Source organism: Amycolatopsis sp. NPDC114504 (assembly GCF_055633595.1).
This window is the reverse complement of record NZ_JBVKDU010000004.1, coordinates 1,244,860-1,264,933: the sequence shown is the minus strand read 5'-3', so window position 1 is coordinate 1,264,933 and position 20,074 is coordinate 1,244,860. Positions and strand designations below refer to the sequence as shown.

Below are 20,074 nucleotides of genomic sequence, written 5' to 3'. Positions count from 1 at the left end.
TCCTAGAAGACGTAGGTCTCGATGATCGTGCCGTTGTTGTTGAACGCGTTGACCGGACGGCCACCCTGCTTCGCGGCGACGAGCTCGGTGAGCATCGCCTTGTTGATCACTTCGTCGTCCGAGGCGAGGTGGAGCCAGCCCAGGTCCTTGAGGTACGCCCAGGTGTTGCGGTCCTGGTCGTTGCTCCACAGGCCCAGCACCGACGTCGAGCCGGTCCACGACCGCAGGTTCACCGCGGCGACCTGCTCGACCTGCCAGGTCTCGATGCCGCATTCGCCGTAGGCGATCCGGAAGAAGCCGCCGTCGCCCCAGCTGGTGTTCCAGCTGTTCTTCGCGATCCAGCAGCCCTGGGCGTCGTCGTAGCCCACCAGCGTGACGCAGTGGCCGCCGGCGAGCGCGCCGGTGACGTGGCGGTACACGCCCGTCTTGTAGGAGAAGAAGTCCTGGTACACCAGGAAGCACGCGATCAGCGCACCGCAGGCGGCGAGCTTCTCCTTCATCGCCGCGGGGTCGCCGGTCAGCGCGGCGTAGGACGGCGTGGTCGCGAGCCGGTTCGGCCAGTCGGCGTTCAGCTTCGCGCCGGAGCGGTTGCGGGCGCTGTACGGGAAGTAGTCCTCGTAGGTGATGCCGACGTCGTGGCAGGCCTTCAGCGCCCGGTCGGGCATCCAGCCGGTGTCGCAGGTCGCGTTGTCGTTCGCGCCGTGGGTGTAGAACAAGTGCGCTTCGGAGAGGTCGAGCTTGAGTCCCGGCTGCCCGCGGGTGAACGCGGCGACCGTCTCGACCGCGGCCACCGTCCCGAACGCGACGCACGAGCCGCAGTCGCCCTGGTCCTTGACCGGTGTGACGTAGTTCGCGCCACCCGCGTTGCGGCTGTCGAACTGCGTGGGGGCGCCGGCCCCGGAGACGGCGGTGGCGCGGGCGGCTTCACCGGCGGCGAGGGACTTCGCCCGCGATTCGAGGTCGCGCCGGTCGCTCTCCGGCGGGAGGGGCACACCCAGCCGGTGCCGCCGCTGGTCCTCTTCGAGAATGGTCATGGAGTTCTCGCCCATGACCCAGGGATGGCCTTGTGCGGCCAGTTCGGTGCGGACCCGGTCGAGCTCGACCGGAGGTGCGGGGGTACCGGGATCGGCCATGATGACTCCCCATGTCGGACGCCTCATGCGGCGCTTCGGTGACCGTGCCCGACCGTTGTACTCTCGGGCCGGTCGAGGTCACCAGGGGAGTCATCCCTTTGCCGAGGAGCAGTTTTGTGGCCGATCTTCTGTCAGGAGATCTCGACGCCGACACCGTTTTCGGCAGGCATTTCCCGCGTCAGTTCTTCGGCGAAGATGGAATCGATCTTCCGGGACGCGGTCCGCAGTTTCACCGCGCCGGCGACGAGCAGCACGAGCGCGGCGGCGGGCACGACGAGCAGCACCGGCGGCCACCCGGCCCCGACGACGGCGACGACGGAGATCACCGCGCACAAGAGGAAGAGCGTCCTGACGGCAACACGCGGCCACGCGGAGCGGGGCTTGGCGTGCCGCCCGCGCGGTGTTCCGAAAACCGGCCGCGCGAGGGCAGCGTGGACACTCATCAAAACCTCCGGAAAGTCGGCGAACCGGCCGGGACGGGGATTCCCGGCGGTGGTGCCCGTGGACACGTGGTGTGAGTCGGGACCGAGCGGGTTCCGGTTACCGGTCGTTATTGCTTCGAGTCCGGATTCACGGAAACAATTCGAGCCGGGTTCCGGTCTATTCGGAATGGGTTTCGGGCACTAGGGCCGTTGGGCCCGGATCGGGCCCGCCGGTGGTCCTAGTCGTGGCCCGGGCCCTTGCCTTTGCCCTTGCCGTGGGTCTCGGGCTTGGCCGGCTTGCCGGGGTTCGCGGCCTTGGAGGTAGTGGCGGGACGCTCGTGGGTGACGGCGGCGGGTTCGAGCTCGGCGGACTCGGTGACACCGGGGCGTGCCGGGTCCGGAGTCCCGGATGCGGCGAGCGGAGCCTGGGTGGTCGCGGGGGAGCTGGGCACGGCCGGAGTTTGGGTCCCGGGTTCTTGCGCGGAGAGCAGCATGGCGGAGACGGCGGCAACGGCGGCAGCGGTCACCCCGGCGGCGGCGGTGAACCGGCGGCGTTGAGCTGGGGCGCTGGCGGCGGAGAGGCCGACGGCGGCGAGGATCTTGCGTGGGCCGGTGGGGCCGGGCGAGTGGGGGAGGCCGATGTCGCGCACGGTCGGGTCGAGCGGGCTGCGGTGGCCTGAGTCGGGGCCGCGGTTGCCCGACCTGGGGCCACGCGGGCTGGGGTTGCTTGCCGTGGCATCGAGCGGGCCAACCCCCTCAACGGCCGCGCCGTTCGCCGTGCCGCCCCGGCCGGGGTTGCTTGCCGCCGGCGCCGCGCGATGCCACTTCCGCAGCACCCCCGCCGCGGTGAAACGGCCGGCCATCCACGGCGCCGTCGGCGGCGGCGTGTGCAACATCCGCCGGACCTCCACCGCCGTCGGGCGGTCGGCCGGCTCGCGTCGGGTCATCCGTCGCACCGTGTGGGCCAACGACGGCGGCAGCCCCTCCGGGATGCGCGGTGGCCTCGTCAACCGGGCCATCGCCGCCTCGATCATCGTGCCCGGGTACTCGCGGTGGCCCGTTACGCACTCCAGCAAGATCAGCCCCAGCGCGTACACGTCCGCCGGTGGGCCCGCCGGCTCGCCGCCCACCTGCTCCGGTGCCAGGTACGCCGCCGTGCCCGGGACCACTCCCGTGCCCGTTATGTGCGTTGTGTCGAGGGCGTGGGCGATGCCGAAGTCGCCGATCAGCGGGCCCGCCGCGGACAGGAACACGTTGGCGGGCTTGAGATCCCGGTGGACGATCCGGCGCGCGTGCACGTGGGCCAGTGCCTCGGCGAGCCCGTCGGCCAGTGCCGTCACCTCCGCCGCCGGCAGCGGGCCGCTCAGCAGCCGCTCCGCCAGGTTCTCGCCCTCGACCAGCTGCATCACCAGGAACGTCCGGCCGTGCGCGCTGCCGCTGTCGAGCAGCGCCACCACGCCCGGGTGGGCGATGCTGCCCTGGATGCTCATCTCGCGCAGCCGGCGGCGCTGGTCCAGCGCGACCACGTCCCGGTCGTAGATCTTGACCGCGACCTCGCGCTCGAGCCGCTGGTCGTAGGCCCGGTACACGCGGGCCGTGCCGCCGCTGCCGATCAGGCGGCCGACCTCGTACCGGCCGGCCAGGAGCTGCGGCGGGTCGTCGTGGAGGGCGCGCGGGTGGACGGCGAACTCGCCGAGAGCGAAACGAGCGCACGTGTCCTCGTGCGCGTTTCCCGGTTCACCGGCGTCGTCGGCCACGGCCGCGATGTACCCCGATCGCGTGACTCGCAAACGTCAGAAGATCACGCGAAAGCGTCCACACCGGTCAGCTCCGCCGACAGCGTCCACAGTCGACGGGCCTCCTCGCGGTCCACGGCGTACCGCCGGACCCCCGACGCCGTCATGCCTTCGGCGTCCGCGGGGGACAGCTCCGCGACGTCGCAGTCCTCGAGGTACAGCCCGCCGAGCCCGGCCAGCTGCGGTGACGTCGCGGCCCAGACCGTGGTCGCCGCGCCCTGCTCCGGGGTCTTGAACTCCATCAGGAGGGTGCCGGCTTCGTCGATCCAGCCGCGCTCGATCATCTCCGCCTTCGGCAGGTGCCGCTGCAGGGGCGTCATGATGCCGCCGGGGTGCAGCGCGAACGCGTGCACGCCCCGGGCGGCGGCCAGCTCGTCGAGCCGGACGGCGAAGAGCACGTTGGCCGTCTTGGCCTGCCCGTAGGCCGCCCACTTGTCGTAGCCGCGGGTGAACTGGACGTCGTCCCAGCGAATGGGCGAGTTGTGGTGGCCGCGCGAGGACAGCGAGACGACGCGGGCGCCGTCGGCGACGGCCGGCCACCGCCGGTTGACCAGCGCGAAGTGCCCGAGGTGGTTGGTGGCGAACTGGGCTTCCCAGCCCGGGCCGACGCGGGTCTCCGGGCAGGCCATGATGCCCGCGTTCGCGATGAGGAGGTCGATCCGCCGTCCGGTCGCCAGGAAGCGCTCGGCGAAGGCGCGGACGCTGTCGAGATCGCCCAGGTCCAGCTCGTCGACCTCGACGTTCTCCACGCCGGAAAGGGCTTCCTCGGCCGTCGCGCGGCGGCGGGCCGGGACGACGACGTGCGCGCCGGCGCCCACCAGCGCGCGGGTGGTTTCGAGGCCGATCCCGGAGTACCCGCCGGTGACGACGGCGAGCTTGCCGGTGAGGTCGACACCCGCGACGGCTTCGGCGGCCGTGGTGCCGGCGCCGAAGCCCGATCCGATCTTGTGCTGTGCGGTGCTCATGTCCCCGACCGTACGAGCTGGAGCGCACTCCAGCGCAAATCGCGCGGCCGGGGCCGAAACAGGGGACAATCGACCCCGAGAGGCGCAGCCGACCCAGGAAGGCTCTGATGGCCGACTACTACGGGAACCAGCCCCAGGACGTCCGCCCGGGGATCGACGCTCGCAGGTTGTGGGCGGGCGGCGTCGCGACGGCGGTGATCGCGGCCCTGCTCGCGGTCGTCGGGCTGCTGATCGCGCGCGGGGTGTTCGAGGTCGAAGTGCTGGCCCCAAAAGGAGAGGGCGTCTGGGGCAACGCGAGCACCACGACGTACGCGCTGGTCGCCGCCCTGGTGGCCCTGCTCGCCACCGGGCTGATGCACCTGCTCAGCGTCGCCACGCCCGCGCCGTCGCAGTTCTTCGGCTGGATCATGGTGCTGGTGACGCTGATCGCGGTGGTCCTGCCGCTGACGCTGACCGTCGCGCCGAGCGCGAAGATCGCGACCGCCGCGATCAACCTCGTCATCGGGCTGGTGATCGCCGCGGTGGTCAACAGCATGGCGGCGAGCGCCCGGACGCTGCACCGGCGGCGCAGCCAGCAGAGTCCCGCGCCGACCCGGCAGGAGCCCCCGCCGACCCGCTACTACGACCGGTGACCGTGGACACCGTCGACGTCCAGGAGACGAACCGCCGCGTGATCGAGCAGTTCCGGGCGGGCGGCGAGGTCGAGGGCATGCACCGCGAGCGGCTGGTGCTGCTGACCACGACGGGCCGCCGCACGGGCGAGCCGCGCACGGTCCCGATGATGGTCCACCGCGACGGCGACCGGCTGCTGGTGGTGGCGTCGAACATCGGGGCGCCGCGGCACCCGGACTGGTACCTGAACCTGATCGCCGACTCCCGGGTGAAGGTGGAGGTCGACGGCGCGACGTTCACCGGCGAGGCGCTGCCGCTACTGGGGGCCGACTACGTGCGGACGTGGACGGACCTGGAGCGGCACTACCCGTTCCTGGCCGACCACCAGGCGAAGGCCAGGGCGGCGAAGCGGGTGATCCCGGTCGTGGAACTGTCCGAAGAGGACTGACCGGAGCCGTCGAAGTGTGCGTCGACGGCGGGTGCTCGGTTGCTCTCCGAAGCCCTCGCCGTCACGGCCTCGGCATGGTAGTCCTGAGCCGGTGCACATTCGTGGTGTTCTTCTGGTGCTCCTGGCTCCGCCGGCTACCGCGATCATCTCCTTCGTGATTCTGGCTTCCTGTGTTCTGGCGCTGTACGGCTTGTCGGACGTGCAGAGAAGCCGCACTTTGTCGGAAGGGGTGACCGCGCGGATCGTACCGAGATGGTCGGCGCGTGCGTGGTGGTCTGCCTGGCGGTGGGGACGTCGGCGAAAAAGTTCTGTCATATCGATGTTCGATGCTTTCATGCGAATTGGTGCTGCCGCATTCACCTGGTTGATCGGGACGTTTTTCCTCGTCGAGATGGGCCGCGAGGTCGGCAGGCTCAACGGCGAGCAAATTCCCCCGATGAGTGCCGCCGGACCACTTTTCCTGGCCTTTCTGGGGGTGTGTGCGGCTTGGGGTGGGGCGTTCCTCGTTCATGCGGTCCGGTACGTGACCAGCGGAAGATCTCAGAGGTTCTGGACATCTCCGGAGTTCCTGTTCTTGGTCGACGAGGTCGGTGTGGTGAACAGGCTCGGGTTCCTGCGCCGGGTCTGGCTCTACACTTGGCTTCGGTGGAGTGCGAAAGCCGGAATGTACCTCGGTCCGGTCATCACCTTGTCGCACCTGCCAGGTTCTTCGGCTCCCGTTCCTGTGCCTCAGCCGGAGTCGGTCAGGTTCGCGCCGGAATACGGCTATGCCGGATTGCTTCTCGTAAGCCTGGTCGTCACATTCGTGGTGAGCAATGCGCTGAGACAGGCGATAGCCATCGCGCTGCCGACCGTGCACGCTGCCGTGGCTGTCCAACGATGTCTTGCCGCGGAAAACGAAGACCGGAGACCTGAGCATACGAAGCGCCGAGCCGGGCTGATCGACCTCCTCGGGCAACGGCGGGTGCTGCTCGCCCGAGCCGCCCGGGCTTTGAACACGGCGGCCAACCGGATAGACCTGGCTTTCGGTCAGCATCCGGTCGCGTCGATCCTGCGTGCCGGTAGCCACCGGATCCATGCGTTTCTCGCCGGAGCGAAGTCACTGAGCGGTGTTTGCCCCGATCAGGTGTCTCTGGTGCTCCGGAACGTCGTCGCCGTCTTGGCGGGGCCGGCCGACCCCCGTTTTCCTGCGGTCGTCGCGCAGGCTGTCGAGGCTTTCGGCGAGGACGGTGTACCTGTGCAGCAGGCAGCGCCGAAGCGACGCTGGAGTTCACTCGTCGCCCGCGCTGCCGACGCCGTCGACAGGTATTCCCGGCTGGCCGCTGCCCTGTGGGGAATCTTCACTCTGGTGGCCGTGATCTTCTTCCTCTTGCGTGGAGGCATCGACTTGTCGAAGATTCAGCTGCAAAAGTAGGCGCCAACAGCCTACTTGCTCGCCACCCGCCGGTACTTCGCCGTCGCCAGGGGGGCGAACACCGCGATGATCGCCACGCAGCACAGGATCGTGTACAGCGCCGCGTTCTCCGCCGGCCACCCCGTCGGTGCCGGCCCGAACCGGTTGCCGAACAGATCCCTCGTAGCGTTGATCACCGCCGTGAACGGGTTCCAGTCCGCGATCGCCTTCAGGAATGCCGGGAGCGTCTGCGTCGGGACGAACGCCGACGAGATGAAGCTCAGCGGGAACATCCAGACCAGACCGAGGCTCTGCGCCACCTCGACGCTGCGCGCCGCCAGGCCGATCAGCGCGCCCACCCAGGACAGGGCCCACGCGAACATCAGCATCACCAGGTAGCCCAGCAGCGCGTCCCAGAAGCTGCCGCGGATCCGCCAGCCCACGATCAGGCCGCACGCCGACATCACGACCAGCGCCACCACGCTGACCACCAGGTCGGACGTCGTCCGGCCGAGGACCACCGCGATGCGGGACATCGGCAGCGAGCGGAACCGGTCGATGATGCCCTTCTGCAGGTCGTTGGCGAAGCCGATCACCGTGAACGCCGAGTTGAACGCGACCGTCTGGGCGAAGATCCCCGCGATGAGGAACTCCCGGTAGGACGCGCCGCCCGACTCGCCGCCGATCGCGTTGCCGAAGACGTAGGCGAACAGCAGCACGAACATGATCGGCTGCAGCGTCGCGGCCATCAGCCAGTCGGGGTTGCGGCGGACGTTCATCAGGTTGCGCCACGTGATGATGCCGCCGTCCGAGACGCCCTTCGTGAACGCGTTCACTTCGCGGCCTCCTCGGCTTCGGCACCGTGGCCGGTCAGGGACAGGAACACGTCGTCGAGCGTCGGCCGGTGCAGGGCGACGTCCTGGACGGCGATGCCCTGGGCGTCGAGCTGCCGCAGCGCCTCGATGAGCGCCTTCGGCCCGGTGTCGACGAAGATCTCCGCGCGCCGCGTGTGGTCGTCGCCGGACGGCTCGCCGGTGCCCACCGCGCGCAGCACCTCCAGGGTGGCCGGCAGGTCCGCGGCCGAGGCGACGACGAGCTCCAGCCGTTCGCCGCCGATCTGCGCCTTGAGCTCGTCGGCCGTGCCACGCGCGATCACCCGGCCGTGGTCGATCACCACGATCGAGTCGGCGAGCTGGTCGGCCTCTTCGAGGTACTGGGTGGTCAGCAGGACGGTCGTGCCGTCCGCGACCAGCTCCTTGATGACGCCCCACGTGTCGAGCCGCCCGCCCGGGTCCAGGCCGGTGGTCGGCTCGTCGAGGACCACGACGGTCGGCTCGGCGACCAGCGCGCCGGCCAGGTCGAGCCGCCGTCGCATGCCGCCCGAATAGCCCTTCGCCGGCCGGTCCGCGGCCTCTTCGAGCGCGAACCTCGCCAGCAGCTCCCGGGCGCGCGACCGGGCGGCGGTCTTCCGCCTGCCGTAGAGCCGCCCGACCATGTACAGGTTCTCGAACCCGGTGAGGTTCTCGTCGACGGCCGCGTACTGACCGGACAGGCCGATCCGCTGCCGCACCTCGTCGGGCTGGTCCAGGACGTCGTACCCGGCCACGCGCGCCGACCCCGAGTCCGGCCGCAGCAGCGTCGTCAGGATGCGGACCATGGTGGTCTTCCCGGCGCCGTTCGGGCCGAGCAGGCCGAGCACGCGCCCGGCCGGGACGTCCAGGTCGACGCCGTCGAGCGCGCGGGTCGAGCCGTAGGTCTTGACGAGCCCGCGCACCTGGACGGCGGTGTCCGGTTCCGGCATGACGGTTCCCCTCTCGATACCCCGTCAAGCTAGGCCACACTGTCCGCTTTGTCCTCCGGGTTTCTCCCTGAGCCGAGTCAGTTCGCCGAAAGCGTGACAGCGAGCTCCGGCGGCGTCCGCAGGGTCTGGAACACGACGCAGTAGCGCTCGGTCAGCTTTTCGAGCGTGGCGAGCTGCTCTTCGGAAGCGTCGGAGTCCAGCTCGAACGACAACCGGATCGCGCGGAAGCCCACCGGCGCGTCCTTCGCGACGGCGAGGGTGCCGCGGAAGTCCAGCTCGCCTTCGGCGCGGACGCGGCCGCCGCGCACCTCGAGGCCCAGCGACGTCGCCACCGCCCGCAGCGTCACCCCGGCGCACGCGACGAGCGCCTCGAGCAGCATGTCGCCGGAGCAGGCGAGGGTGCCGTCGCCGCCGGTCGCCGGGTGCAGCCCCGCTTCGACGACCGCGCGGCCCGTCTCGACCTTGCAGGAGATGCCGAGGCCGTCGAGCTGGGCGTCGGCGTGCAGCGTGACGAGCGCGCTTTCCGGCGTCTCGCGGTACTTGTCCTTCAGCGGGGCCTGGGTCGCGCGCAGCTCTTCGGTGTCCATGCGTCCGATTGTGCCCGCGTTTCCCGGGAAAGCGAAAAGGCGGGGAACCCGGATTTCCCGGATTCCCCGCCTTTTCAGTGCGGATTCAGCGGTTTCAGCTCAGCGTCACCGCGACGTCGTCGATGACGAACGACGTCTGCAGCGAGCTGTCCTCGGTGCCGGTGAACTTCAGCGCCAGGGTGCCGCCGGCGGCCGACGAAACGTCGATCGTCTTGAGCGCGTACCCGGACGCCTTGTTCAGGTTGGAGTAGCTGCCCAGCGTCGCGCTGCCGTTGGTGACGGTCAGCTTGTCGTAGGCGGTGGTGGTGGTCGTTTCCGCGGTGTCGATGTGCACGTAGAACGTCAGGCTGGCGTGGCAGCCCGCCGGGATGCTGACCGACTGCGCGACCGACTCCGTGTGCGTGGAGCCGTAGCCGTCGAGCCAAGCGCTGTACGTGCCGCCGTGCGCGGCTTCACCCGAGGACGCCCACTGGCCGATGGCACCGGTGGTGCCGGTCCAGCTGCCGCTGCCCGATTCGAAGCCGCCGTTGACGATCTTCTGGCCGGTGCAGTTGCCGGTGGTGCCGACGGTCCAGCTGAACGACGCCGTCCCGGTCTTGTTGGCCGCGTCCTTCGCCGTCACCGTGACGGTCGAGGTGCCCGCGGTGGTCGCGGTGCCCGAGATCGTGCCGGTGGAGGCGTTGATCGACAGGCCGGCCGGGAGGCCGGTGGCGGTCCAGGAGTACGGCGAGGTGCCGCCCGAAGCCGACAGCGGCAGGTTCACCGCGGTGCCGGTGACGGTCGACTGGTTGCCCGGGTTCGAAACCGTGACGGTGCCGGTCGCCGAGCAGGTCGGGTCGGCCGACTGCGCCGGGACGGAGATCGCGTCCCACGCCGCCTTGACGGTGTTGAACTCGGTGCAGCTACCCGGGAACAGGTTCTTCGCCGCGGTCAGCGTCCAGGTGCGGTACTTCAGGTACGAGCTGCTGGTGGTCTTGAGCAGCATCGCGTTGTAGAAGATCTTCACCGCGGTCTGGACACCGAGGCCGGTGACCGTGGAGCTGTTGCAGGTCGAGCTGGTCGGCTGCCCGTTGGTCGGGTTGGTGCCTTCGGCCAGCAGGTAGAACCAGTGGTTGCCGGGGCCGGCGGCCGCGTGCACCTCACCGTTGGGGACGGAGCTGTCGTAGCAGTTCTTGTCGCCCAGCGCCGACGGGTTGTACATGTTGCGGATCGGGCCGGAGCCGACGAGGTTGACCTGCTCGCCGACGAGGAAGTCCGGCTGGTCGTAGGGAGCGGGCTCGTTCGCGAACCACTCGGTCGAGGCGCCGAAGACGTCCGCGACGAACTCCTGCGTGCCCGCGCCGGAGATGCCACCCGGGGTGTGGTCGTCGATGCCGTGGCCGTGCTCGTGCGCGACGACGTCGATCGAGCCGATCCAGCCGCCGGCGGTGTTCTTGCCGATCTGGACCTGGGTGCCGTCGTAGTAGGCGTTCTGGTCGTTCAGCCCGACGCGGATCGGCCAGCCGCCGCCGCTGCCGTCGAAGCTGTTGCGGCCCAGCCACTGCGAGAGCATCTTGTTCTCGGTCTGGGCGGCGAACAGCGCGTCGACGCAGCCGGTCTCACGGTTGCTGGCGGTGCCGTTGCCCCAGAGGTCGTCCGGCCCGCTGAAGGTGGTGTTGTTGGCCGCGTCCTGGCAGGACGTGTTGGTGATCGTCGGGTCCTTCAGCGAGTACGTGCTGCCCGAGTGCGTGGTGTCGAGGTGCACCGGGTTCGGGCCGTTCCACGCGCTGGTGCCGTCCCCGTTGAGGACGTGCTCCTGCGTCTTGAGCACCTTGCCGGTGGCGGCGTCGACGATGACGTCGAGCCGGCTCGGGCCTTCGGCGTCCCGGCCGACGACGGTGCTCTTCCAGGCCAGCGTCGGCGAGCCGAGCGCGTAGACGACCTGCTGGGCGGGGGTGACGCTGTCCACGGCGGACAGCTGCTGCCGCGCGGTCGCCTCGGCCGCGGCCTTCGTCACCTTGCCGGTGGTCGAGGCGAGGTTGATGGTCTGGTCCTGCGCGACGGACGTGCCGAGCACCTGGCCCGTCGAGTTGGTCGCCACGACGAAGTCGCCGCCGACCACGGGCAGGCCCTTGTAGCTGCGCTCGTAGGGGATGTACTGGAGGCCGTTGGTCGAGGAAATCGCTTTCTGGGCCTGGAAAACGTCGTCCGCACTGGCGTGCAGCGCGGCGGGCCTGCTCGCCACCAGACCGGCGGCCGCGGTCGTGGCCTGGGCCAGGGCGCTCGGAGCCGCGTCCGGGGTGGCGTTCGGGGTGGGTTGCGCCTGTGCGGTACCGGTGATGCAGAGCGCGCCGACGAGTATGCCGGTTGCTGCCAAGACGACTGGACGTCTCAGTTCCATCGAGGGATCTCCTCCGGGCAGGGTGAACCAGACCCGGGGTTCGAGCCGGGCCGGATCAAGGGGACGAGAGGTGGTGCTGTGGAACGGAAATCAGAATCCGGTGCCGGAGCCTCGTGAACAAGCGACTAACGTACGGTCTTATCTACCGGACGCAATAACTCCCAAAAAGGACATTTCCCACTATTGGGATTCGATCGGGTGACCGTCCACTCAGGACGGGAAGCGGATCACCGCCGTTCGGGTGATCTTTCCCGCGTCCGAAACGACGAAGGCCCCTTCGCCGTGAATCGGCGAAGGGGCCTTAAGTGATACGAGTGTGTCAGGCGGTCTTCTCGCGCTTCGGGAGCTTCCAGTCCGGGCGCACGAAGTGGCACGTGTACCCGTTCGGAATGCGCTGCAGGTAGTCCTGGTGCTCCGGCTCGGCTTCCCAGAAGTCGCCCACCGGGCTGACTTCGGTGACGACCTTGCCCGGCCACAGCCCGGACGCCTCGACGTCGGCGATCGTGTCTTCGGCGACGCGCTTCTGCTCGTCGTTTTCGAAGTAGATCCCCGAGCGGTAGCTCAGGCCGATGTCGTTGCCCTGACGGTTCTTCGTCGTCGGGTCGTGCACCTGGAAGAAGAACTCGAGCAGGTCGCGGAACGTCGTCCGCGCGGGGTCGTAGACGACCTCGATCGCCTCGGCGTGCGTGCCGTGGTTGCGGTAGGTGGCGTTCGGGACGTCGCCGCCGCTGTAACCGACCCGGGTCGAGATCACCCCGGGCTGGCGGCGGAACAGCTCCTGCATGCCCCAGAAGCAGCCGCCGGCCAGGACGGCCCTTTCGGTTGACGTGCTCACGGCGTCACTCCTTCTCCTCGTCTGGTGCTGCCACCTGTACAACTTCGGCGGCACACCGATGATTCCACGAGAGGATTACGGAAGCCTGACGTCACCCGGCCTGCAGCTTCGCGAGGGTGAGCACGTCGCCGCCGATGCCCCAGCCGCCGTCGGCGACCTCCTCGACCAGCACCATCGTGGTCGCGCGGGCGCGGTCGCCGTAGATCTCGGCGTACAGGTCGGTGGTGCGGGTGACGAGCTGCTCCTTCTGCTCCGGGGTGAGGGTGCCGGCGGGGACCTTGAAGTTGGCGAACGGCATGGCGAGCATCCTTTGTTATCGTCGTTGTCCTGCGTGTGTAATCGACGCTAACACAGTGGTCGGACCGACGCTACCTTCTGCTTGATATCGATGATATCCGCTGGTAGCGTCGCTGTCGTGGACGTGAGAACGCGGATTCTGGAGGCGGCGGCCGGCCTGCTGGCGCACGCGGGCGAGTTCTCCACGCGGGCGGTCTGCGAGGCCGCCGGCGTGGGCGCGCCGGCGCTGTACCGGCAGTTCGGCGACAAGGACGGCCTGCTCGCCGCCGTCGTCGACAGCGGGTTCGAGAAGTACCTCGCCGGCAAGCGGGCCGCGAAGCCGTCCGGCGACCCGGTGCGCGACCTGCGCGACGGCTGGGACAACCACGTCGCGTTCGCGCTCGCCAACCCTCACCACTACCGCCTGATGTACTCGGGCCTGTCGACGCCGCCGGGAGCGGCCGCCGAGGCGCACGGCCTGCTGCTCGAGGTGCTGGAACGCTGCGCCGCCGCCGGCCGGCTGAAGGTGCCGCCGTCGCTCGCCGCGCAGATGGTCATGGCGGCCAACGCCGGCGTCGCGCTGTCGATGATCACCCGGCCGGAGCTCTACCCGGACCCCGGGTTTGCCGTCCGGGTGCGGGAAAGCGTGCTGGCCGGCGTCCTCGCGCAGGCGCCGCCGGCGTCCGACGACGTCGCCGTGACGGCGACCACCCTCGCCGCCCGGCTGCCGGCGGCGTCGGCGGGGTCGGTGGGAGACCTGACGGCGGCCGAGGTGACGTTGTTGCGGGAGTGGCTGGTGCGGTTGAGTGTCCACAGTGGACACTGAGCCGGACGGCCGCGCCGGTTGGGCCGTCTGCTCGGACCCGCGCTTTCGGTGCGGCCGCGGCCGGTCCGGAGTGGGACGATGGGCCAGGGTCGGCCCCGATCCGGCCCCGGGGAGGCGCGCGATGCGCGATCAGGAAACGGCGATCTCGGAGCGGACCAGCGGTGTGCTGGTCGTCGAGGCCCGCGGCGAGGTGGACATCGACACCGTGCTGCGGTGGACGACGCTGATCGAAGCGGCCATCTGCGCACTGCCGGAGCCGCACCTGCTGGTGCTCGACCTGACGGCGCTGGAGTTCCTGTCGGCGCACGGGACCCACGGGCTGCTCGAGGCGGTGCGGAGCTGCCGGGACCGCGGGATCGCGGGCTGCCTGATCGTCAAGCCGGGGAGCGTGGCCGACCGGATGGTGCGGCTGACGGGCCTCGCGGGCCAGGTCCGGGTGTTCCCGAACCGGCTGACGGCGATCGCCGCCAGCCAGCCGGTGGAGATGCGCTGGCTACGAGGCTGAAGGGCCTGCCCCCACCGGCCAACACGCGTCCCCAGAAGGCCGACTCGCGTACCCCACTGGACGACACGCGGACCCAGACGGCCAACACGCGTACCCCGCCGGCCGACACGCGTACGCAGGCGGCCGACACCCGTGCCCAGCCGGACGACACGGCCCGGCGCGAGGGCTCCGCCGTCTCGTCCGGCCAAGCACGCGTGTCGTCCGGCTAGGTACGTGTGTCGTCCAGTCGGGTACGTGTGTCGTCCGGTCAGGTACGCGTGTCGGCCGGCTGGGTGCGTGAGTTGGCCGGGCGGGTGCTGGCCGCGGGGCGGGTCAGGCTGGTTCGCGGACCAGGTCGACCGCGGCTTCGGCGAACGCGCGGACGCGGGCCGTCGCGGAGCCGTCGCGCCAGACGAGGCCCCACTCGAGCCGGGGTGCGCCGTCGAGGGGGACGTACGCGAGGTCCGGCCGCGGGTAGTAGCGCCGGATGTGGGCGCCGACCGGCAGCACGCCCTCGCCGGCGCCGGCCAGCGTGAGCAGCTCCTGCAGCCCGGCGCGCGGCCACGTCACCGCGCCGGGCACCTCCCCGTCCAGCCACGGGTCCGGCAGCGCGCAGCGCAGCACCGTGACCCGCGCCAGGTCCGCGACCCCCACGGCGTCCCGCCGCGCGAACGGGTGGCCCGCCGCCACGGCGAGGAACCGCGCCTCCCGCACCAGCACCGGGCCGGTCACCAGGCCGGGGCTGCCGAGCGGGAGCCCGGCGAGCACGACGTCCACCTCGCCCTCGCGCAGCCACGGCAGGATCTCGGCCGGCCGCACCTCACGGAACTCGACCTCGCAGCCCGGCGCCCGCCGCCGGAACAGCTCGGCCACCCCGGCCAGCAGCTGCCCGCCCGCGGCGTCGCCGAACGCGACGCGCAGCGTGCCGGTGACCCCGCGTCCGGCCTCGACCGCCCGGTCCAGGGCCGCGCCGACCGCCGACCACGCCGGCCCGAGCTCGGCGAGGAGCTGCCGCCCGACCGGCGTCAGCTCGACGCGGCGGCTGGTCCGGGTGAACAGGGGCGCGCCGATCCGCCGTTCCAGCTTCCGGATCGTCTGGCTGACCTGGGCCGTCGACACGCGCAGCCGCTCCGCGGTGCGGCCGAAGTGCAGCTCCTCGGCCAGCGTCAGGAACGACTCGATCTCGCGCGTCTCCGCCATCCCGCCCTCCATCGTTCACTCCTGCTTCACGATCGTGGCACAGAAGCGCGTTGATCGGCTTCGCGGGCGTGGCGAGGCTGGGGGTATGAACCACCACGACCACCTCGAGATCGTCGACGCGCTGTACCGCTTCGGCCTCGGCCAGGACCTCAAGGACCGGGCGCTGTTCGCGTCGGCGTTCGCCGCCGACGCGGAGCTGGACTTCCGGCCGGCGGCCGCGCGCTGGGGCGCCGAGCCGCCGCTGATGACGGGCCGGGACGCGATCGTCGACACGATCCTCGCGCTGTTCGAGGGCCGCGTCGACACGACGCACCAGGTGACCAACCCGCGCGTCACGGTCGACGGCGACACCGCGCGGCTCACGGCCCTGGTCGAGGCCCAGCACCTGCTGAGCGACGACCACGGCAAGCACGCGCTGCTGAAGAACCGCTACGACGTCACGCTCGTCCGCGACGGCGACCGCTGGGTCATGCGCCGGGTGCGGATCGAAAACGCTTGGTACACCGGCGATCCCGGCGCGATCTTCGGCTGAGGCGCTACTCGCCGCGCATCGACCGGCGGATCTCGGCGAGCCGGTCCTTGGCGGCCTGGTCGCGGTCGGCGATCTTCTTGTCGAGGGTCTCCGTCGTGTTCTCCGTGCCCAGCCCCGCCACGTCCTGGGCGCCCAGCGACGTCGTGTAGCGGTTCTCGATCTTGTCCCGGACGAAGTCGAAGCTGGGCACGCCGCCCTCGCTGTAGTCCGGGTCCGGCAGCGGCGGCGAGGGGATCGCGAGCGCGGCGGTCGGCGTGTCGTCGACGATCTCGCCGTCCACGACGTTCGGGTCCTCGGGTTTGTCCATGCCCCGACTTTAGCCTCGGAGTGGGCACTCCCACCGGTACCCCAGTGGGTAATTCGGCCGTGTGCCGGGATCGTCCGGTGCGGAATTCTCGACGCGCAGAGCCGGAATCCGGAGGGAGCAGACCATGAGTGCCGGGGCCTACCGCGCCGAAACCACCGAAATGGGGACGGTCGCCAAGGCGGTCGAGGAAGTCGGGTCGTCCTTCCTGTCGACCACTCGCGACCTGGAAGGCCTGGTGCTGGACGAGATGTCGTTCGCCGGCATCGGCAGCGGGGTCGCCGCCGCGAACTCGGCGTTGCACTCTTCGCTGGGCAGCGCGCTGCAGAAGTTCCTGAGCCTGATCACGAACGTCAACCAGAACGTCCAGACGGCCGCGAACGGGTACAACGCGGCCGACTCCGACGTCGCGCAGGCCTACGGCGGTGGCCAGAACGCCGCGCAGGGCGGCGGGGGAGCGGCGGCCGCGGCGGCACCGCCGCAGCTCGACGCGCGGGTCGTCGACTCGATCATGCGCTCCGAAGGCGCGACGGGCGAGCAGGGCGGCGTGCCGGAGGCGTACGGCTTCCGGCAGAACATGCACAACGGCTACGACCGGATCATCGCCGCGCGCGAGCAGTACGGCATCGGCAGCGCGGAGGAACGCGCCGTCGTCTCGGACCTGATGACGGCGAACGCGCGCTCCGCGGGCGCGCTCAACTTCACCGACGCCGGCGCCCAGGCCGCGGTCATGTCCGGCGCGCACATGCGCGGCGCCGGCGGCGTGCGCGCGATCATCAACCACATGGCGGGCGACGACATCGTCCGCAGCTCGGGCACGATCAGCGACGCGGCTGTCCAGCACGCCCAGGGCCTCACGCCCGAGCAGTTCCAGCAGGAGTTCCACGACGCGCGCATCGAGTACGACCGCCAGATCTACGGGGACACGACCACCCGCCAGGGCGGCCACACGGCGAACTGGTGGGACCGCTACGGCAACGGCCTGACCCAGCGCTACGACCGTGAGCAGAACGAGTTCCTCCGGCTGTCGCAGCCGAGGGAGTGATCTTCGGTTCGAAGATCGCAAAACTGGGCATGCTACCTCCTGTAGCCGAACGACAACGGGAGGCGCGTCATGAACCGGAGGATGATCGCACTACTGGGCGGGGTCGCCGCGATGGCGGGGACCGTGGTGTTCGCGGGAACGGCGGAAGCGGCGTCGTCGACGCCGTGCAGCGCCGCCGCGAAGGCCTGCGTCCAGCGCAGTTCGAACACCGCGTGGCTGACCGACGGCGCCGGGCACGTCACCTACGGGGGCGTCCCGATCACCGTCGGGCTCGCGAAGTACCCGACGCCCGTCGGGACGTTCCACGTGCAGTACAAGGACATCGACCACTACAGCAGGCAGTTCAACGGGCCGATGCCGTACTCGGTGTTCTTCACGAACACCGGCGTGGCGTTCCACCAGGGCAGCCTGAAGGTGAAGTCGCACGGGTGCGTGCACCTTTCGCACGCGGCAGCGGTGACGTTCTACAACTCGCTGCACCCCGGTGACGTCGTCCAGGTCGTGCGCTGACCCGTCCCTTGTGGACGGTCGAGGAGCGCGCCGGTGACGGCGCCGAAGACCAGGTGGTCCAGGACCTGCGGGGCGCGGGGAAGCGCCCGCACGGCCGGGTAGGCCCGGCCGGCTACGCCCAGGTCCAGCGCCGCGATCGCGAGTCCGGCCGCCGCGCCCCGGAGCAGTCCGAGGCGCCGGTGGCGGGCGGTCGCGGCGAGGACCCCGGTCCAGGCGGCCGAGACGACGACGTGCGCGATCAGCCCGGCGGCGACGCCGGGCCGGTCGCGCCGGCCGGGCAGCAGCGTGCCGGCGGCGTGGGTCGCGGCGAGCGGGTCACGGCCGGTGAGCAGGGCGTGGGCGGTCGACGGGATCCCGCTCACGACGGCGGCGACGACCCCGGCGCGGACGGCCCGCCGGCACGGGTCGCTCATGTCATCCGGCGGCCAGGTACGCGGCGACGCGGATGCGCAGGCCGCGGACCAGCGGCAGCGCGATCGTGAAGCTGCGCGCCGGCCGGTAGCCGGGCCACGGATCGCCGTGGGTGCACGGCCCGGCGAAGTACACGAAACCGTCTTCGTCGTCGTAACGGCCGGGTGACCAGCGTTTCGCGTCGCCCGCCCGGCGGTCCGGGCAGTCGGCGCGCGCCAGCCAGTACGCCTCGTGCTTCATCACGCGCTTGAGCTGCGCGGCGAAGGCCGGCAGCTGATCTTCGGGCAGGCCGAGCCCGCGGCTGCCCCACACCCGCGGTGCGCGTTCGTACGTGCGCCCGGGGCAGCCGAACGTGACCTCGCCACCGGCGTAGCGGCGGGTCCATTGGCCGGTTTCCCTTGTCAGGGCGGAAAAAGAGGATCCGCCGGTGATCTCCAGCGTCATGGGGGAACGATAGTCGATCACGCGCCTACGGGTACCGCCGCGCGGGTGTCGATCAGTGATCCCATGGTGTATACAGTATGCAGTAGGCTAGCGTGGGCAGAGGAGACCGCCATGTATTCCGTCACCAACCCCGCCACCGGTGAGCTCGTGGAGGAGATCCCGAACGCGACCGACGAGGAGGTCCGCGCCGCGATCGACCGCGTGCACGGCGGATTCGCGGCCTGGCGTGCCAGGCCGGTCGCCGAGCGGGCCGCGATCGTGCTGCGCGCGGCGGAGCTGTTCGCCGAACGCGCCGACGAGCTGGCCGCAATCATGACCCTCGAGATGGGCAAGCGGATCAACGAGGGCCGCGGCGAGGTCGGCGTCGTCGTCGACATCTTCCGGTACTACGGCGACCGCGGCCCGGACCTGCTCGCCGACGAGCCGGTCCCGATCCGCGGCGGCGAGGCCGTGCTGACGAAGGAGCCGATCGGGGCGCTGCTCGGCGTCATGCCGTGGAACTTCCCGGCCTACCAGGTCGCCCGGTTCGTCGCGCCGAACCTGGTGCTGGGCAACACGATCCTGCTCAAGCACGCGTCGATCTGCCCGCGCTCGGCGGCGGCCATCGAGAGCGTGCTGCGCGACGCCGGCGTGCCCGACGACGCGTACGTGAACGTGTTCGCGTCGAGCCGCCAGGTCCCGTGGATGCTCGCCGACCCGCGCCTGGTCGGCGTCTCGCTGACCGGCAGCGAGCAGGCCGGCATCTCGGTCGCGGCCGAAGCCGGGCGGAACCTCAAGAAGTGCGTCCTGGAGCTGGGCGGGTCCGACCCGCTGATCGTGCTGGACACCGACGACCTGGACGAAACGGTCAAGGTCACCGCGACCGCCCGGATGCGCAACTGCGGCCAGTCGTGCAACGCGCCCAAGCGGATGATCGTGCTGGGCGAGCTGTACGACGAGTTCGTGGACCGCCTGGCCAAGCGCGTCGCGGAGTACTACGTACCGGGCGACCCGGCCGACCCGGCGACGACGCTGCCACCCCTGGCCTCGAAGGCGGCGGCGGACGAGGTGGCAGCCCAGGTCGAGACGGCGATCCGCGAGGGAGCGACCCTGCGCGCGGGCGGCCGCCGGGTACCGGGCCCGGGCGCGTACCTGGAGGCGACGGTGCTCACGGACGTGACCCCGGAGATGGCGGCGTACCACGAGGAGATCTTCGGCCCGGTGGTGCTGGTGTTCCGCGCGGAGACGGAGGACGAGGCGGTGGCCCTGGCCAACGACACCCCGTTCGGCCTGGGCGCGAGCGTGTTCGGCACGGACCGCGAACGAGCGGTCCGGGTGGCCCGGCGTATTGAGGCGGGGATGGTGTATTTGAACAAGTCCGGTGGTTCGGAGGCGGACCTGCCGTTCGGCGGCATCAAGCGGTCGGGCATCGGGCGGGAGCTGGGTCCGTTGGGGATCGAGGAGTTTATGAACAAGAAACCTATTCGGCTTTGAACTGCTGTTTGTTGCGTTTGGCCCCGCCAGGCTGTCTCGGAATCCTGGGTCGTCTGCCGCGGTCGGCGGGGCTTGAACACCTGGTTGGTAGCTGCTTGGTTGAACACGTGCCGATCGACTGCCCCGCTCGTGCATTCGGTCGCCCGGCTTGTCCTACGAGGAACGGGCAGGCCTGGTCTTGAGGCGGCTACTCGCGG

General features: G+C 70.5%; 23 protein-coding genes. 9 read left to right on the top strand and 14 right to left on the bottom strand.

Going from position 1 to position 20,074, the window contains the following annotated elements; translation table 11 throughout:
* Positions 1 to 2: 2 nt before the first annotated feature.
* From ACZ7PG_RS35600 to ACZ7PG_RS35585, 4 genes are all read right to left on the bottom strand, one after another.
* Positions 3 to 1,133, bottom strand: coding sequence for a C1 family peptidase (locus tag ACZ7PG_RS35600; RefSeq protein WP_470243547.1), 1,131 nt, complete (start codon positions 1,131 to 1,133; stop codon positions 3 to 5).
* Positions 1,134 to 1,264: 131 nt separating this feature from the next.
* Positions 1,265 to 1,459: a hypothetical protein gene (locus ACZ7PG_RS35595; RefSeq protein WP_470243546.1), complete on the bottom strand. Its 195-nt coding sequence runs from the start codon at positions 1,457 to 1,459 to the stop codon at positions 1,265 to 1,267.
* A gap of 335 nt (positions 1,460 to 1,794) precedes the next feature.
* Complete coding sequence (locus ACZ7PG_RS35590; RefSeq protein ID WP_470243545.1) at positions 1,795 to 3,345, bottom strand: serine/threonine-protein kinase; 1,551 nt, start codon at positions 3,343 to 3,345, stop codon at positions 1,795 to 1,797.
* 11 nt (positions 3,346 to 3,356) lie between these two features.
* Positions 3,357 to 4,316, bottom strand: a complete 960-nt coding sequence (locus tag ACZ7PG_RS35585) for an SDR family NAD(P)-dependent oxidoreductase (protein WP_470243544.1) — start codon at positions 4,314 to 4,316, stop codon at positions 3,357 to 3,359.
* Positions 4,317 to 4,423: 107 nt separating this feature from the next.
* Between ACZ7PG_RS35585 and ACZ7PG_RS35580 the strand changes: the two genes are divergently transcribed.
* The 3 genes from ACZ7PG_RS35580 to ACZ7PG_RS35570 all read left to right on the top strand — a co-directional run bounded on the left by ACZ7PG_RS35580 (position 4,424) and on the right by ACZ7PG_RS35570 (position 6,790).
* Positions 4,424 to 4,948 carry a DUF6069 family protein gene (locus ACZ7PG_RS35580; protein ID WP_470243543.1) on the top strand — a complete coding sequence of 175 codons (525 nt, stop codon included), beginning with the start codon at positions 4,424 to 4,426 and terminating at the stop codon, positions 4,946 to 4,948.
* Entirely contained in the window at positions 4,945 to 5,376 is a 432-nt protein-coding gene (locus tag ACZ7PG_RS35575; RefSeq protein WP_470243542.1) for a nitroreductase/quinone reductase family protein, read from the top strand. The genes ACZ7PG_RS35580 and ACZ7PG_RS35575 overlap by 4 nt, the downstream gene beginning before the upstream one ends.
* A gap of 319 nt (positions 5,377 to 5,695) precedes the next feature.
* The gene (locus ACZ7PG_RS35570) at positions 5,696 to 6,790 is read left to right on the top strand and encodes a hypothetical protein (protein WP_470243541.1); all 1,095 of its coding nucleotides are present in this window, start codon (positions 5,696 to 5,698) and stop codon (positions 6,788 to 6,790) included.
* Positions 6,791 to 6,801: 11 nt separating this feature from the next.
* Here the strand turns inward: ACZ7PG_RS35570 and ACZ7PG_RS35565 are convergent, their stop codons facing one another.
* The 6 genes from ACZ7PG_RS35565 to ACZ7PG_RS35540 form a co-directional block, all read right to left on the bottom strand.
* Positions 6,802 to 7,605 carry an ABC transporter permease gene (locus ACZ7PG_RS35565; RefSeq protein WP_470243540.1) on the bottom strand — a complete coding sequence of 268 codons (804 nt, stop codon included), beginning with the start codon at positions 7,603 to 7,605 and terminating at the stop codon, positions 6,802 to 6,804.
* Positions 7,602 to 8,570 (bottom strand): ATP-binding cassette domain-containing protein, encoded by a 969-nt coding sequence (locus ACZ7PG_RS35560; RefSeq protein ID WP_470243539.1) that lies wholly within the window; start codon positions 8,568 to 8,570, stop codon positions 7,602 to 7,604. The genes ACZ7PG_RS35565 and ACZ7PG_RS35560 overlap by 4 nt, the downstream gene beginning before the upstream one ends.
* A 77-nt stretch (positions 8,571 to 8,647) precedes the next feature.
* Positions 8,648 to 9,157 (bottom strand): OsmC family protein, encoded by a 510-nt coding sequence (locus ACZ7PG_RS35555; protein WP_470243538.1) that lies wholly within the window; start codon positions 9,155 to 9,157, stop codon positions 8,648 to 8,650.
* A gap of 94 nt (positions 9,158 to 9,251) precedes the next feature.
* Positions 9,252 to 11,537 (bottom strand): M4 family metallopeptidase, encoded by a 2,286-nt coding sequence (locus ACZ7PG_RS35550; protein WP_470243537.1) that lies wholly within the window; start codon positions 11,535 to 11,537, stop codon positions 9,252 to 9,254.
* A 319-nt stretch (positions 11,538 to 11,856) separates the two neighbouring features.
* Entirely contained in the window at positions 11,857 to 12,372 is a 516-nt protein-coding gene (gene msrA, locus ACZ7PG_RS35545; RefSeq protein ID WP_470243536.1) for a peptide-methionine (S)-S-oxide reductase MsrA, read from the bottom strand.
* Between the two features lie 91 nt (positions 12,373 to 12,463).
* Complete coding sequence (locus tag ACZ7PG_RS35540; protein ID WP_285479786.1) at positions 12,464 to 12,670, bottom strand: 4-oxalocrotonate tautomerase family protein; 207 nt, start codon at positions 12,668 to 12,670, stop codon at positions 12,464 to 12,466.
* Between the two features lie 117 nt (positions 12,671 to 12,787).
* Between ACZ7PG_RS35540 and ACZ7PG_RS35535 the strand changes: the two genes are divergently transcribed.
* Both ACZ7PG_RS35535 and ACZ7PG_RS35530 read left to right on the top strand, forming a co-directional pair.
* Positions 12,788 to 13,474, top strand: coding sequence for a TetR/AcrR family transcriptional regulator (locus ACZ7PG_RS35535; RefSeq protein WP_470243535.1), 687 nt, complete (start codon positions 12,788 to 12,790; stop codon positions 13,472 to 13,474).
* A gap of 121 nt (positions 13,475 to 13,595) precedes the next feature.
* Positions 13,596 to 13,979: an STAS domain-containing protein gene (locus tag ACZ7PG_RS35530; protein ID WP_470243534.1), complete on the top strand. Its 384-nt coding sequence runs from the start codon at positions 13,596 to 13,598 to the stop codon at positions 13,977 to 13,979.
* Positions 13,980 to 14,291: 312 nt separating this feature from the next.
* On the opposite strand, the gene ACZ7PG_RS35525 is transcribed toward ACZ7PG_RS35530, so the two are convergent.
* A complete protein-coding gene (locus tag ACZ7PG_RS35525) occupies positions 14,292 to 15,158 on the bottom strand; it encodes a LysR family transcriptional regulator (protein ID WP_470243533.1) in 867 nt (288 codons plus the stop codon).
* An 85-nt stretch (positions 15,159 to 15,243) separates the two neighbouring features.
* Between ACZ7PG_RS35525 and ACZ7PG_RS35520 the strand changes: the two genes are divergently transcribed.
* On the top strand, positions 15,244 to 15,690 hold the full coding sequence (locus tag ACZ7PG_RS35520; protein ID WP_470243532.1) for a nuclear transport factor 2 family protein: 447 nt from the start codon (positions 15,244 to 15,246) through the stop codon (positions 15,688 to 15,690).
* A 4-nt stretch (positions 15,691 to 15,694) separates the two neighbouring features.
* Here the strand turns inward: ACZ7PG_RS35520 and ACZ7PG_RS35515 are convergent, their stop codons facing one another.
* Positions 15,695 to 15,997, bottom strand: a complete 303-nt coding sequence (locus ACZ7PG_RS35515; RefSeq protein ID WP_470243531.1) for a hypothetical protein — start codon at positions 15,995 to 15,997, stop codon at positions 15,695 to 15,697.
* Between the two features lie 124 nt (positions 15,998 to 16,121).
* On the opposite strand from ACZ7PG_RS35515, the gene ACZ7PG_RS35510 reads away from it, so the two are divergent.
* The gene (locus ACZ7PG_RS35510; protein WP_470243530.1) at positions 16,122 to 17,039 is read left to right on the top strand and encodes a hypothetical protein; all 918 of its coding nucleotides are present in this window, start codon (positions 16,122 to 16,124) and stop codon (positions 17,037 to 17,039) included.
* Positions 17,040 to 17,108: 69 nt separating this feature from the next.
* Positions 17,109 to 17,549, top strand: coding sequence for a L,D-transpeptidase (locus tag ACZ7PG_RS35505; protein ID WP_470243529.1), 441 nt, complete (start codon positions 17,109 to 17,111; stop codon positions 17,547 to 17,549).
* Here the strand turns inward: ACZ7PG_RS35505 and ACZ7PG_RS35500 are convergent.
* The gene (locus ACZ7PG_RS35500) at positions 17,504 to 17,962 is read right to left on the bottom strand and encodes a hypothetical protein (RefSeq protein ID WP_470243528.1); all 459 of its coding nucleotides are present in this window, start codon (positions 17,960 to 17,962) and stop codon (positions 17,504 to 17,506) included. The two genes, ACZ7PG_RS35505 and ACZ7PG_RS35500, sit on opposite strands and share 46 nt — an antisense overlap.
* 1 nt (position 17,963) lies before the next feature.
* Positions 17,964 to 18,404 (bottom strand): hypothetical protein, encoded by a 441-nt coding sequence (locus ACZ7PG_RS35495; RefSeq protein ID WP_470243527.1) that lies wholly within the window; start codon positions 18,402 to 18,404, stop codon positions 17,964 to 17,966.
* Between the two features lie 111 nt (positions 18,405 to 18,515).
* Between ACZ7PG_RS35495 and ACZ7PG_RS35490 the strand changes: the two genes are divergently transcribed.
* Entirely contained in the window at positions 18,516 to 19,877 is a 1,362-nt protein-coding gene (locus ACZ7PG_RS35490; protein WP_470243526.1) for an NAD-dependent succinate-semialdehyde dehydrogenase, read from the top strand.
* The last annotated feature ends 197 nt before the right edge of the window (positions 19,878 to 20,074 follow it).

Bases quoted from the DNA above. Each gene is read 5' to 3' on its own strand.
- ACZ7PG_RS35600 (WP_470243547.1), bottom strand. From the start codon at position 1,133: ATGGCCGATCCCGGTACCCCCGCACCTCCGGTCGAGCTCGACCGGGTC.
- ACZ7PG_RS35585 (WP_470243544.1), bottom strand. From the start codon at position 4,316: ATGAGCACCGCACAGCACAAGATCGGATCGGGCTTCGGCGCCGGCACC.
- ACZ7PG_RS35580 (WP_470243543.1), top strand. From the start codon at position 4,424: ATGGCCGACTACTACGGGAACCAGCCCCAGGACGTCCGCCCGGGGATC.
- ACZ7PG_RS35570 (WP_470243541.1), top strand. From the start codon at position 5,696: ATGTTCGATGCTTTCATGCGAATTGGTGCTGCCGCATTCACCTGGTTG.
- ACZ7PG_RS35560 (WP_470243539.1), bottom strand. From the start codon at position 8,570: ATGCCGGAACCGGACACCGCCGTCCAGGTGCGCGGGCTCGTCAAGACC.
- ACZ7PG_RS35555 (WP_470243538.1), bottom strand. From the start codon at position 9,157: ATGGACACCGAAGAGCTGCGCGCGACCCAGGCCCCGCTGAAGGACAAG.
- ACZ7PG_RS35550 (WP_470243537.1), bottom strand. From the start codon at position 11,537: ATGGAACTGAGACGTCCAGTCGTCTTGGCAGCAACCGGCATACTCGTC.
- ACZ7PG_RS35540 (WP_285479786.1), bottom strand. From the start codon at position 12,670: ATGCCGTTCGCCAACTTCAAGGTCCCCGCCGGCACCCTCACCCCGGAG.
- ACZ7PG_RS35530 (WP_470243534.1), top strand. From the start codon at position 13,596: ATGCGCGATCAGGAAACGGCGATCTCGGAGCGGACCAGCGGTGTGCTG.
- ACZ7PG_RS35525 (WP_470243533.1), bottom strand. From the start codon at position 15,158: ATGGCGGAGACGCGCGAGATCGAGTCGTTCCTGACGCTGGCCGAGGAG.
- ACZ7PG_RS35520 (WP_470243532.1), top strand. From the start codon at position 15,244: ATGAACCACCACGACCACCTCGAGATCGTCGACGCGCTGTACCGCTTC.
- ACZ7PG_RS35515 (WP_470243531.1), bottom strand. From the start codon at position 15,997: ATGGACAAACCCGAGGACCCGAACGTCGTGGACGGCGAGATCGTCGAC.
- ACZ7PG_RS35510 (WP_470243530.1), top strand. From the start codon at position 16,122: ATGAGTGCCGGGGCCTACCGCGCCGAAACCACCGAAATGGGGACGGTC.
- ACZ7PG_RS35505 (WP_470243529.1), top strand. From the start codon at position 17,109: ATGAACCGGAGGATGATCGCACTACTGGGCGGGGTCGCCGCGATGGCG.
- ACZ7PG_RS35500 (WP_470243528.1), bottom strand. From the start codon at position 17,962: ATGAGCGACCCGTGCCGGCGGGCCGTCCGCGCCGGGGTCGTCGCCGCC.
- ACZ7PG_RS35495 (WP_470243527.1), bottom strand. From the start codon at position 18,404: ATGACGCTGGAGATCACCGGCGGATCCTCTTTTTCCGCCCTGACAAGG.
- ACZ7PG_RS35490 (WP_470243526.1), top strand. From the start codon at position 18,516: ATGTATTCCGTCACCAACCCCGCCACCGGTGAGCTCGTGGAGGAGATC.